This is a genomic window from Enterobacter sp. 120016 (genome assembly GCF_018383635.1).
Taxonomy (GTDB): domain Bacteria; phylum Pseudomonadota; class Gammaproteobacteria; order Enterobacterales; family Enterobacteriaceae; genus Enterobacter; species Enterobacter asburiae_D.
Genome location: NZ_JAHAWC010000001.1, coordinates 298,918 through 310,915, shown reverse-complemented (window position 1 = coordinate 310,915; position 11,998 = coordinate 298,918). Strand labels below are relative to the sequence as shown.

Below are 11,998 nucleotides of genomic sequence, written 5' to 3'. Positions count from 1 at the left end.
TATGAAATATTCTTGGTTCCATCATACCGACTGCAGCACCGAACAGGCCGACGAACTGGTTAAGCGTTACAAAGCGCGCGGCGTTCGGGTTGAGCGCAGCCTTAACCCGGATTACGTGACCTGGACTGTCAGTGCATTCCTGCCGACTTCAAATACGCCAGCGCGCCCGGACAGCCGCTGGCGAAACCGGATGTGGGGGTGAACGTGAAGACATATCAAATCACTTTACCCTGGCCGCCGAGCAATAACCGGTATTACCGGCACAACCGCGGGCACACGCACATTAGCGCTGATGGTGTCGCGTACCGCTATGCAGTCGCCAGCGTCATTCGAAGCGCCCGGCTTAATATCCGCACGGCCGCACCACTCAAAATCCGTATTGATTGTCACATGCCCGACCGCCGGCGCCGCGATCTGGATAACCTGCAGAAGGCTGCATTCGACGCTTTAACCAAGGCGGGATTCTGGCTGGATGACTGCCAGGTTGTCGACTATCGCGTTGTGAAAATGCCTGTCGTTAAGGGCGGGAAATTAGAACTCACCATTACCGAGCTGGAGACCGCATGAATCTTGAAAATACCCTCAAATATCACTTCGCCAAATCGACAATGATTAGCGACTCTCCGCGCGCTACGGCGTTAGACTCATTAACCGGAACGGATATCATGGCCGCTATGGGCATGACGCAGGAACGGGCAGCATTGGGTTACAGCGCTTTTCTCGGGAAGATGGGCATCAGCAACAATGACCGGGAGAGGGCGATCGAGCTGTTGGCGCAGTACGCGCTGACCAAGTGCGACCGGGTAGCTGCGCTTCGCAAACTGGATGCCAGGGTTAAGCCATTAGTGATGCACCAGTTGGCCACCTTCGCGTTCGAAGACTATTCTCGCAGCGCCGCCAGCGTGAAGCAGTGCGATGGCTGCATTGGGGAAGGGTTTATTGACGCTGAGGTTTTCAGCATGAAGTCTCACACTCCGGCAAAAGAGAAGAAATTCGTGAAGATGTCTTTGCAGATGGGCGTCGAAGATATTCACCCTTCCGACTATGAGGTACGCAGGCAGGTCAGGGAGGTTGCACGCGTTCTCTGCCCTCAGTGTAAGGGTAAGAGGGTCGTTAGTTGTGCCTGTAGAGACTGTCATGGACGGGGGAAAGCCGTTAATCAGGCTCTTACAGAACAGCAGGGTGTTCCGGTTCTGGCTGATTGCAAGCGCTGCAGCGGGCGCGGGTATGAACGAATTCCATCAACTGAGGCTTACGCCGCGATGTGCCAGATAACGGATGCAATCAGCCTCGATACCTGGAAGAAGTCTGTTAAGCCTTTCTACGATCAGCTCATTACCAAGTTTGATATCGAAGAGGCGTGGGCTGATGCGCAGCTCAAGCAGATAACAAAATAGGGCGTTATTTTATCGTGAGCTATTTACATTTCCCGAATCTGTGGTAATTTTTCTCTAACGATGGGTTTTTGCCTTCGTTTAAAGCCCTGCGGTTAACCCCGTGGGGCTTTTTGCTTAATAGCGATTTAAGAATTTCTAAAACCACACAAGCCCGGGGTGACCTATAATTTTCCCAATCACGCAGGAGGGAAAAATGGAAGAAGGTTTCTACTGGATTCAGCACAACGGCAGGATTCAGGTTGCCTACTACACCAGTGGTGTAACCGAAGACCTTGAAACTGGCCTGACTATAACTGGTGTCTGGCATCTGACTCAGGGTGAAGACATTTGCCACAACGGAGAGGCTGAAGTTCTGGCTGGTCCGTTAGCGCTCCCCATCTGATATCAAATTGCACAGTTTAAAATTTTAGTTAAGTGCTGCTTTAACGGTTAGGGGAACCCAGCCGACTTGATCAAGTATATCTAAAGCTTGACTCTCTTGATTCTGTCCTCTTAGGACGATTATATCTTTGGTAGACGTTAAATCTTGTTTAGCTTTATATGAAGATGATGGCATCGTCACTTTTCTAGTTACCTCTTTGCCAATATACAGATTATGTGGTGCGCGGCAGCTTTGAGAGAGGATTAAGGATTGAGTTAGTGTGCATTTCTTTGCTTCAGTTTCCGATAATTGACAAACGTAGATGAGTTCATCAATGTCAGGTTCAAGCATATTATCTTCAACCTCAACTTCATAAATTACAAAAGAGTCTGCCTTTTTGAACATTGCTTCTTTGTTAGCCATATAGGCCGCATAACCCGGGTGATTTGTGAGGTAGATATAGCCATCAGTGGTGGCTAATGCACTGTCACTACCATAAGTTCTGTCAATATTCTTAGCTAAATACCCACATGATTCAATAAGTGCTGCTGAAAGAGATGATGTTCCGTGATAGAGCTTCATTGCTTCTCCATATTGTTAGAAGTTTCAGATGGCATTTGCTGCTTTCATTCTTACGCCAGCGTAAAAGAATGACATAACTCCCTTTTCTTTCAAGCTTATGACACCCACTAATTATGTGAGGTGAGAGTATGTATCGTATGGACAAAATAACCACAGGTGCTGCATATGGCGCTTCAGCTGGTAGCATCCTAAACGGTATGCTGAATGCCTATAGCCCCGAGCAGTGGAACGCTATCGGCGTGCTGGTGGGGATCATCATTGCAGTGATGACTTACCTGACAAACCTCTATTTCAAGATTCGTGAAGACAACCGCCGCAGCAGGAGCCGAGATGAACCCGACGCTCCGAAATAAGCTGGTGGGCGCCGTTGTTGGTGGAGCCAGCGCAATCACTATTGCCGCTGTGATGCTGGGCAATGCGGATGGGCTGGAAGGACGGCGCTATTACGCCTATCAGGATGTGGTCGGTGTCTGGACAGTTTGCGATGGGCACACCGGCGCTGATATTCGCCGCGGTCACCGCTACACAGACAAAGAATGTGACGCTTTGCTTCAATCCGACCTGCGCAAGGTAGCTGTAGCTATCGACCCGCTGATTAAAGTCCATATTCCCGAAACCACTCGTGCCGCACTTTACTCTTTCACCTACAACGTAGGAGCTGGAGCGTTTAGCAGATCGACGCTGCTGAAAAAATTAAATTCCGGCGACGTTCCGGGTGCATGTAAAGAACTGCAGCGCTGGACGTATGCCGGTGGAAAACAGTGGAAGGGGCTGGTATCACGCCGGGAGGTTGAGCGCGAAGTCTGCGAGTGGGGTCAGAAATGAGCCGATTAACAGCCATTATCTGCGCTGTCGTTATCTTCCTGCTGGTTTCCATGGCCTTGGCGCTTAACCACTACCGTAGCAACGCCATCATCTATAAAGGGCTGCGCGATAAAGCTACCGAACAACTGACCCTAGCGAACGCCACCATCAAAGATATGCAGACCCGGCAGCGAGATGCCGCTGCACTGGATGCCAAATACACTAAGGAATTAGCCGATGCGAAATCTCAGCTTGAAGATCTTCAGCGTTGCGTTAGCACTGGTAAGTGTGGGCTGCACGTCAACGCCAGATGTCCCGCGAACGGAACGGCCAGCACCGGCGGCCTGGGCGATGCTTCCAGCCCCCGACTTACTGACTCCGCTGAACGGGATTATTTCATCCTCAGAGAGCGAATCCTCACAGTGACGAAGCAGGTTGGCTATCTGCAGGACTACATCAAAGAGCAGTGTCTCAAATAGAGCCTCTTCCGTAAGTTTCTGACATTATCTATCTGCTGGACACTAAAAATAGCAAATATTTTAAGAGCATTTTGATAGGTTGGGTGATGCCAAAAAAAACCTCTGGTACGGGGCAAGTATGATTAAAGTTTATATAGCATATGCCGATGAACCAATTACAGAAAACTCCCTGATGTTCAAGGTAATAAAATGACTAATGAAACTAATAACGACGATTATAAATCCAATATTAAAAATATTGGCGAGGGTGTTGCTGTAGGTGTCGGTGCCGGCGCAGGAGCTGGGATTGGGGCAGCTATAGGAGTTAGTGGTGCGATTGCTACTGCTGCTGCCGAAGCTGCGGCTGCAGCTGCTATAGCCACGGGCGCGTCAGCTTCAGCGACTACCGCAGCCTTGGCGACTGCAGGTGGTGGGGCAATTGCCGCCGGAGGGACTGGAATGGCAGGTGGAGTAACTGCGATTGCATCTGCTGCTGCTAGTAGCGCTGTAGTGCCCGTAGTTGGTTGGGCCATTGCAGGTGCAGCTGTAACAGGTCTGGCAGCCTGGGGCACATATAAATACTTTACAAAAGACTGAATTGATCACGTTTGTTAAACCAAGCCACCTTCGTGTGGCTTTTTTATTGGAGCAAAAATGGCAAAACCGGACTGGGGCGAGCTTCAGCAACGGTTCCTGTCCGACCATGCCGCAACCGGCGTATCACCAAAGGAATGGTGCGAAGCGCAAGGACTGAACTACGCTACCGCCCGTCGATATATCAAAAAACCTTATGCGCAAACTGCGCAAAAACCTGCGCAGAAAAAAATGCGCACTGCGCAGGAAGATAAAAGCGCAAATGAGCTGGTGGATGATGATGGACTTACCGCTCAGCAGCGCTTATTTGTCGCGGAGTACCTGAAGGACAACAACGCCACTCGGGCTGCTATCCGAGCTGGGTACAGCAAGAAAACCGCGCGGGAGCAATCAAGTCGGCTGTTATCAAATGTTAAGGTTGCGCGGGCTATTGCTCGACAGCAGAAAGCTTCCATTGCGCGCACGCTTGGAAGTGCTGATGAAGTCCTTGCGCAGATGTGGCAGCTCGCCACTTTCGATGCAAACCAGCTTTCGCAGTATCGCCGCGGCGCTTGTCGTTATTGCTGGGGCTTTGGCCATCACTACCAATGGCGCGATGCAGTTGAGTTTGAAGAGGAAACAGCAAAGGCTGAGGGAAGGGAAGGCGCCAGGCAACCAGAAGACACAGGCGGCTATGGCTACGACCACACCCGAGAGCCTAACCCTAAATGCCCGCGCTGCAATGGCGATGGTGTTGGTCAACCTTACTTCCCAGACACTCGCAAACTCCCGGCTGCTTCCAGGCTCGCATACTCCGGCGTAAAGGTCGGCAAAAATGGCGTCGAAATCACAGCCATCAGCCGTGAAAGAATGTTCGAAGCGGTGATGAAACGCCTTGGCCTTGCTGATAGCGAGTTCGCCCAGCGCCTCCAGCAGATTGAAATCGAGCGCCGGCAGCTTGAGGTCGAGAAACTCCGTAAAGAGCTGGCCGGTGATGGTGAGGACGATGAACCAACGCCAGTTGCAATCAATATCAACGTAGTGGATGCGAGGGCAGACGATGGGGATCAGCCCGACACTTAACATTCCTCAGGCGCGCTTCCTCGCAATGCAGCACAAGTTCAAAGCCTACGTTGCCGGGTTCGGTTCCGGTAAGACGTGGGTGGGTTGTGGCGGCATCTGCAAAGGGATGTGGGAGCACCCTAAAATCAACCAGGGTTACTTCGCGCCGACATACCCGCAGATTCGTGACATCTTCTACCCGACGATTGAAGAGGTGGCCTTCGACTGGGGGCTGAGCGTCAAAATCAATGAGGGGAACAAAGAGGTTCACTTTTACGAGGGGCGGCGCTACCGCGGGACAACCATCTGCCGCTCGATGGAGAAGCCCGGCTCGATAGTCGGTTTCAAAATCGGTAATGCGATGGTTGATGAGCTGGACGTCATGGCGGCTGCTAAAGCGCAGCAGGCCTGGCGAAAAATCATCGCTCGTATGCGTTACAACATTCCCGGTCTGAGAAATGGAATTGACGTCACGACAACGCCGGAAGGCTTCAAATTCGTCTACCAGCAGTTCGTGAAGGCTGTGCGTGAAAAACCAGAGCTTGCGGCGCTGTATGGACTGATTCAGGCCAGCACGTTCGACAATGCGAAGAATCTACCGCCTGATTACATTCCATCGCTGCTGAGTTCTTACCCTGACGAACTGATTCAGGCCTATCTGCGCGGGAAGTTCACCAACCTTAACAGCGGGACCATTTACCACACCTTTAACCGCAAGCTGAATAACTGTTCTGACGAGATTCAGGACGGGGATCCGCTGTTTATCGGTATGGACTTCAACGTTGGAAAAATGGCCGCGATTGTTCACGTTAAGCGTAATGGCCTGCCGCGCGCAGTCCGTGAGCTGGTGAAGGTCTACGACACGCCAGCGATGATTAAGCGTATCCAGGAAGAGTTCTGGCGCTACGAGGATGGCCGATACGTTAAAAGCCGGGAGATTTACATCTATCCGGATGCGTCAGGCGACTCCCGCAAGTCCCAGAACGCCAGCAAGACCGATATCGCCCAGCTCAACGATGCCGGATTCAGCGTCATTGTTGATGATGCCAACCCGCCGGTTAAGGACCGTATCAACTCAATGAACGCCATGTTCTGCAACGCCAACGGCGAACGCCGCTATCTGGTGAACGTTCAGAACTGCCCGGTTTACACCGAGAGCCTCGAGCAGCAAATCTGGGCGGCCAATGGCGAACCGGACAAATCAGCTGATAACGATCACCCCAATGATGCTGGTGGGTACTTCATCGTGAAGGATTACCCGATTGTGAAACCGGCATACTCAATCACTATGGACACCACTTTCTGATATGGCAAACGACGACATCACCTGGGTTCGACCAGAACACCGGGCGGCTTCTGCTGCCTGGAGGAAATACAGGGACTTCTGCAAAGGGGCTGAGGCCGTAAAGGCGGCGGGTAATAAATATCTGCCTTATCTCGACCCAACCGATAAATCCACTCGCAATCGCAAGCGCAATGAGGACTATCTTAGCCGCGCGGTTTTCTATGCCATTGCAGGAAATACGAAGATCGGCATGCTTGGGATGGCATATCGCAAGGACCCCACGTTTAACGGTCCGGAGAAGCTGAAGTACCTGTTGGACAATGCGGACGGAGCCGGTACCAGCATCTATCAGCAGTCGCAACTGGTGGCAGAGAACGTGCTGGAGGTCGCGCGAGAGGGTATTTATGTCGATTACGCCGAAGCCTCCGATGAGGCGATCATCCTCCGCTATCCGGCAGAGAACATCATCAACTGGCGAACAAAGCGAATTAACGGGCGCGATCAGCTGGTGCTGGTGGTACTGCGTGAATGCGTAGAAGAGCCGGATGGTTACGCTTATAAGGATGAAATCCAGTACCGCGAACTGGCGCTGGAAGAAGGCCGGTTCATCTGCCGGGTATGGCGCCGGGCTGGTGGCACTGCAAGCGGAACCTACACCGTTGACAGTGAGTACCACCCTAAGCCGAAAGGAAAGGACTACTGGGACGAAATCCCGTTCACATTCGTCGGGGCCCAGAACAACGATCCTACCATTGATGATTCACCGCTGGCTGCACTGGTGGAGATAAACCACGGTCATTACCGTAACAGTGCTGACTATGAAGACAGCGTATGGTTCTGTGGCCAAGTGCAGCCGTACATGACCGGGCTTGATACCAACTGGCGCGATCACCTCGAGAAGAAGGGTGTGAAAATTGGTTCCCGATCACCGCTTTTGCTTCCCAAGGAGGGCTCCTTTGGTTATGCCCAGGCGCAGCCCAACATGCTGGCTAAAGAGGCCATGGACAGCAAACGCGATTACATGGTTCAGCTGGGCGCCCGACTGATTGAGCAGAACGCCACGGCTAAGACTGCGACGCAGGCGAGTGGTGAGCAAACATCCTCAACATCAGTGCTCGGTATCTGCGTCTCAAACGTTTCTGAGGCATACACACTTGCTCTTGGCTGGTGTGCGAAATACCTCGGCATCAAGGGCGAGACAACGAGTTACACCATCAATCAGGAATTCATCGCGAAGGTTGCGGAGTCTGGCATGGTGACGGCAATCGTCAACGCCTGGCAGTCCGGTGCGCTGCGCGATAGCGATATGATTCGAGCACTGCAGAAGCTCGATCTCATTGACCCGGCCGACAGTCCGGACGAGGTTATTGATGTGCTTCGCAATCAGGCACCAACGTTGACAGGAGGCTGATATGCCTACCGTTAACGAAAGCCTGCGCGATGAGTCGATCGCACATTCCGTCTGGTTAAGTCGCTACGCCACCGGTGTGGCAAACCGGATGGTGAAGTTGCTTAACGAAACGGACGCGGATCTTTCGGCACGGCTACTAGATGCGCTGGACAGATTGCCGCCGGAGAGCTTCACCGTTAACCGTCTGGAGAGTTTACTGGGCAGCGTGCGCGAACTTAACCATCAAGCAGTAGCGTCCATGCAGGCAGGGCTCGAGAGTGAACTGGTGGGGCTGGCAAAGAACGAAGCCAGTTATCAGCTGAGCCTGTTCGATTCCCTTCTGCCATCACAGGTCTTGTCTCACTATCCGCTGCAGGGCATCACCACCGATATGGTGTATGCCGCGGCGATGGCGCAACCCTTTCAGGGGAGGCTGCTGAGTGAATGGGCGGAGAATCTGGAATCGGACAGGCTGGCGCGGATAGTGAACGCCGTTCGAAGGGGGTATCTTGCCGGCGACACGGTAGAAACAATCGCGCGCAGTGTTCGCGGCCACGCCAATAAAGGTTATCGCGACGGCGCGCTGCAGATGAGCAGGGCAAATGCCGCCAGCATCGCTAAAACAGCCGTGAATCATCTGGCTGCCACAGCACGCAACAGCTTCACCAGTGCCAACAGCGATATCGTGAAAGGTAAACAGTGGCTGTCTACGCTGGACAATAAAACCAGCCACGACTGCATTATTCGTGACCTGCTGCGCTACACACTGGATAACAAACCGGTCGGGCATAAGGTGCCTTACCTACAGGGACCTGGGAAGATTCACTTCTGCTGTCGTTCTACTGAAACCCTGATTCTCAAGTCCTGGCGCGAACTCGGCATTGATATTGATGAGATGGACGAGGGCACTCGTGCCAGCATGGATGGACAGGTACCAGCTAAAACCACGTATCTGGAATGGCTCGCGCGTCAGCCCGCTCAAAGACAGGACCAGGTGTTAGGCGCCGAGCGCGGCCGTCTGTTTCGAGCCGGTGAAATCAACCTGGCTGATATGTTTACTGACAAAGGTGAATGGATATCCCTAGAACGCCTTAAGCAGTTATCAGGTACTGACTACTAACAACCATTACTTTCTTCACGCCCTGGCACCCGCCGGGGCTTTTTTATGGGCGAGGCCCGGCAAAATCCCGAGGGGAAAATATGTTAATTCGAAACATGCTTCTGAAATTCTATGCACCAGAAAGCGGCGGAGAGGGCAGCGGTGGCGGTGGTATCGAAATCACCCCAGAAATCCAGAAGCTGATTGATGAGCGCGTGACCAGCGAAGTCACTGGCCTGAAATCAAAAAACTCTGAGCTGCTGGGCACTATCAAGCAACAAAAAGAAAACCTGTCTCGCTTTGATGGTATCGATCCTGATGCAGTGCGCGGGATCCTCCAGCGTTTTTCCGACGACGAAGAGGCCAAGCTGATTGCCGCCGGAAAAATCGATGAGGTGCTCGATAAGCGCACCGAGCGTCTGCGTGCTGACGTCGATAAGCAAATCAAAGCCGCAAATGAACGCGCGGACAAAGCCGAAGCGTTCTCCAACAAATTCCGGGATCGAGTTCTGGGCGATGCAATCCGTGCAGCAGCCTCAAAAGCTGGCGCGCTGCCGGAAGCATCCGACGATCTGATTCTGCGTGCCAAAGGCACATTCCAGCTCAACGACGAAGGCGAGGCCGTAGCAGTTGATGCAAATGGCGATGTTCTGTTCGGTAAAGACGGCAAAACCCCACTAAGCCCGCTTGAGTGGGCGGAGTCTCTTAAGGAGACGGCTCCGCATCTGTTCCCACGCGCGGAAGGCACCGGCGCGGGCGGACACAAACCAAACGGTGGTGGCAGCCTCAAACGTTCCGAAATGAGCGCCAGCGACAAAGCGGACTATATCCGCAAGCATGGCCAGCAGGCCTTCCTCAAACTTCCAAAATAAGGGATTAACCCATGTCTACCACTGTTAATAGTGACCTGATCATTTATGACGACCTGGCGCAGACCGCTTTCCTTGAGCGACGACAGGATAACCTCGCAATCTTCAACGCCTCTTCCAACGGTGCGATCCTGCTGGATAACGAGCTGATTGAAGGCGATTTCCGCAAGCGAGCCTTCTACAAAGTGGGCGGTTCTATCGAATCGCGTGACACGAACTCCACCGATAAAGTGACGGGCAAGAAGATTGGCGCCGGCGAATCCGTATCCGTCAAAGCACCGTGGAAATATGGCCCGTATGAAACCACCGAAGAGGCATTCAAACGCCGCGGCCGCTCTGTCGACGAATTCTCCGAAGTGATCGGCGTTGATGTGGCAGATGCCACGCTGGAAGGCTACGTGAAATATGGCCTGAAAGCACTGACTGCGGCGATTGGTGCTAACACCGACATGGTCGTAACTGCCGACATTGAGACCGACGGTAAAAAGACCCTGACGCGTGGCCTGCGCAAATATGGTGACAAGTTTAACCGCGTGGCTCTGTTCGTGATGCACTCTGCGACCTATTTCGACATTGTCGATGAGGCGATTGCCAACAAAATCTACGAAGAAGCAGGCGTGGTGGTTTACGGCGGGCAGCCGGGCACGCTGGGTAAACCTGTGCTGGTGACCGACACCATGGACGCTGATGCGATCCTTGGGCTGGTGGCTGGGGCTGTTACAGTCACTGAGTCTCAGGCGCCGGGATTCCGTTCCTACGATATCAACGATCAGGAAAACCTTGCGGTTGGCTATCGCGCTGAAGGTACCGTGAACGTTGAACTGCTGGGCTACAGCTGGGATACCGCAAAAGGTGATAACCCTGACCTGACCGCCATTGGAACTGCGGGAAACTGGAAGAAGCACTTTACCAGCAACAAATCTACGGCAGGCGTGCTGATTAAGCTGGGATCCGCAGCGGGGGAGTAACGCTGTCAGCGGATAAAACCTCCGCAACCGCTGACAGCACAGATGCGGTCACCATTTCCCTGAAGTACACGCTAAACGGCGCAGGTGTTTCCGGCAAAACCGTTGCCTGGAATTCAACCGGCGGCACGCTCAGCACTGCCAGTTCTCAAACCGGCTCTGCTGGTGGGGCGACGGTCAAACTTACCTCTGATACGGCAGGTACTTTCACAGTCACTGGTACTGTTGATGGTATTGCTAAATCAAGTGAGGAAATCACCTTCACCGCACCTGCAGCTGGCTAATCGATGGGGCGTAAGCCCCATTCACCGGATGCTCAGATGATTAATACTGATATCACCGCCGCTGACGTTAACAGTTACGCCAGCGAAGATGAACTGGCGTCATTTGCTGCGCTGAGAGGGATTGAGCTGCCTGACAAGCTCACACCGTTACTGATTAAGGCGATGGACTACCTGGAAGGGCTTGATTGGGTAGGTTCCAAAGCAGACCCTCGACAGCCGCTGGCCTGGCCACGCGCAAATGTCATTCTGGATGGACACGACTTCCCACCCGACCAGGTGCCGCGGCAGGTTATCACCGCACAATGCATGCTGGCTATCGAGGTAATTGATGGCGATTTGCTTTCAAGCGTTCGTGAGGCCGCGGTTAAAACCGAACGTGTCGAAGGCGCCGTAACCATGACCTATGCGGTTGCCGATGGTGAGGCGTTTACACCTTCTTACCCGGCGGTAATGGCTATTCTCGGCGACCTGGCTGGTGGGCGTGGATATGCAATCAATGCTTTCGCGGAGCGCGCGTAATGGCCATCAACTATCACCGAATGCAGGCGACAACGACTCGTTTGCTCAAGCAGAACGGCATTGCATACAACGTCACGCGTAAGGGCACGTTAATCGTCATCGGTGGTGTGGAGCATCGTTCCGAAGATATCCAGTTCACCGCCACAGGAGTGAAGACGGATTACGTACCAGGAGAAATTGACGGAACGGTCATAGAAAACGGCGATGTTCGGATTGTCTTCACCGCTGAGAAGGAAATTAAAACCGGCGATCTTATCGACATGGACGGCGTAATGCATCGCGTGGTTAAGCCTAATCCGGTGAAACCGGGCGGTGTGGTGCTCTGCTACAAATCTCAGTTGAGGGCATAG

18 protein-coding genes are annotated in these 11,998 nt (G+C 53.0%); 17 read left to right on the top strand and 1 reads right to left on the bottom strand.

The genetic code is table 11. From position 1 onward, the window contains the following. Position 1: 1 nt before the first annotated feature. The 4 genes from KIF87_RS01510 to KIF87_RS01495 all read left to right on the top strand — a co-directional run bounded on the left by KIF87_RS01510 (position 2) and on the right by KIF87_RS01495 (position 1,779). Complete coding sequence (locus tag KIF87_RS01510) at positions 2–202, top strand: hypothetical protein (RefSeq protein WP_071957454.1); 201 nt, start codon at positions 2–4, stop codon at positions 200–202. Between the two features lie 2 nt (positions 203–204). Next, complete coding sequence (gene rusA / locus KIF87_RS01505; protein ID WP_213327692.1) at positions 205–567, top strand: crossover junction endodeoxyribonuclease RusA; 363 nt, start codon at positions 205–207, stop codon at positions 565–567. After that, on the top strand, positions 564–1,397 hold the full coding sequence (locus KIF87_RS01500) for an antitermination protein (RefSeq protein WP_213327691.1): 834 nt from the start codon (positions 564–566) through the stop codon (positions 1,395–1,397). Before rusA ends, KIF87_RS01500 begins: the two co-directional genes overlap by 4 nt. A gap of 193 nt (positions 1,398–1,590) precedes the next feature. Beyond that, entirely contained in the window at positions 1,591–1,779 is a 189-nt protein-coding gene (locus tag KIF87_RS01495; protein WP_213327690.1) for a hypothetical protein, read from the top strand. 24 nt (positions 1,780–1,803) lie between these two features. Here KIF87_RS01495 and KIF87_RS01490 read toward each other — a convergent pair whose 3' ends face one another. Further along, positions 1,804–2,340 (bottom strand): hypothetical protein, encoded by a 537-nt coding sequence (locus KIF87_RS01490; protein ID WP_213327689.1) that lies wholly within the window; start codon positions 2,338–2,340, stop codon positions 1,804–1,806. 128 nt (positions 2,341–2,468) lie between these two features. Here KIF87_RS01490 and KIF87_RS01485 point away from each other — a divergent pair, with 128 nt between their 5' ends. From KIF87_RS01485 to KIF87_RS01425, 13 genes are all read left to right on the top strand, one after another. Further along, the gene (locus KIF87_RS01485) at positions 2,469–2,693 is read left to right on the top strand and encodes a class II holin family protein (protein ID WP_213327688.1); all 225 of its coding nucleotides are present in this window, start codon (positions 2,469–2,471) and stop codon (positions 2,691–2,693) included. Next, the gene (locus KIF87_RS01480) at positions 2,671–3,165 is read left to right on the top strand and encodes a lysozyme (RefSeq protein ID WP_213327687.1); all 495 of its coding nucleotides are present in this window, start codon (positions 2,671–2,673) and stop codon (positions 3,163–3,165) included. The genes KIF87_RS01485 and KIF87_RS01480 overlap by 23 nt, the downstream gene beginning before the upstream one ends. Further along, on the top strand, positions 3,162–3,623 hold the full coding sequence (locus KIF87_RS01475; RefSeq protein ID WP_213327686.1) for a lysis protein: 462 nt from the start codon (positions 3,162–3,164) through the stop codon (positions 3,621–3,623). Before KIF87_RS01480 ends, KIF87_RS01475 begins: the two co-directional genes overlap by 4 nt. A 189-nt stretch (positions 3,624–3,812) precedes the next feature. Next, positions 3,813–4,199, top strand: a complete 387-nt coding sequence (locus KIF87_RS01470) for a hypothetical protein (RefSeq protein WP_095451522.1) — start codon at positions 3,813–3,815, stop codon at positions 4,197–4,199. Between the two features lie 57 nt (positions 4,200–4,256). Further along, positions 4,257–5,258: a terminase small subunit gene (locus KIF87_RS01465; protein ID WP_213327685.1), complete on the top strand. Its 1,002-nt coding sequence runs from the start codon at positions 4,257–4,259 to the stop codon at positions 5,256–5,258. Then, on the top strand, positions 5,236–6,543 hold the full coding sequence (locus KIF87_RS01460) for a terminase large subunit domain-containing protein (RefSeq protein ID WP_096927330.1): 1,308 nt from the start codon (positions 5,236–5,238) through the stop codon (positions 6,541–6,543). Before KIF87_RS01465 ends, KIF87_RS01460 begins: the two co-directional genes overlap by 23 nt. A 1-nt stretch (position 6,544) precedes the next feature. Further along, positions 6,545–7,933, top strand: coding sequence for a DUF4055 domain-containing protein (locus KIF87_RS01455; RefSeq protein WP_213327684.1), 1,389 nt, complete (start codon positions 6,545–6,547; stop codon positions 7,931–7,933). Position 7,934: 1 nt separating this feature from the next. Further along, positions 7,935–9,032 carry a phage minor head protein gene (locus KIF87_RS01450; RefSeq protein ID WP_213327683.1) on the top strand — a complete coding sequence of 366 codons (1,098 nt, stop codon included), beginning with the start codon at positions 7,935–7,937 and terminating at the stop codon, positions 9,030–9,032. Between the two features lie 80 nt (positions 9,033–9,112). Further along, positions 9,113–9,883, top strand: a complete 771-nt coding sequence (locus tag KIF87_RS01445; RefSeq protein ID WP_024907199.1) for a hypothetical protein — start codon at positions 9,113–9,115, stop codon at positions 9,881–9,883. 11 nt (positions 9,884–9,894) lie between these two features. Then, positions 9,895–10,848 (top strand): major capsid protein, encoded by a 954-nt coding sequence (locus tag KIF87_RS01440; RefSeq protein WP_073001205.1) that lies wholly within the window; start codon positions 9,895–9,897, stop codon positions 10,846–10,848. Further along, complete coding sequence (locus tag KIF87_RS23550; protein ID WP_162791116.1) at positions 10,830–11,129, top strand: Ig-like domain-containing protein; 300 nt, start codon at positions 10,830–10,832, stop codon at positions 11,127–11,129. Before KIF87_RS01440 ends, KIF87_RS23550 begins: the two co-directional genes overlap by 19 nt. Positions 11,130–11,165: 36 nt before the next feature. Next, a complete protein-coding gene (locus KIF87_RS01430) occupies positions 11,166–11,648 on the top strand; it encodes a DnaT-like ssDNA-binding protein (protein ID WP_213327682.1) in 483 nt (160 codons plus the stop codon). Further along, the gene (locus tag KIF87_RS01425) at positions 11,648–11,998 is read left to right on the top strand and encodes a hypothetical protein (RefSeq protein WP_024907202.1); all 351 of its coding nucleotides are present in this window, start codon (positions 11,648–11,650) and stop codon (positions 11,996–11,998) included. The genes KIF87_RS01430 and KIF87_RS01425 overlap by 1 nt, the downstream gene beginning before the upstream one ends.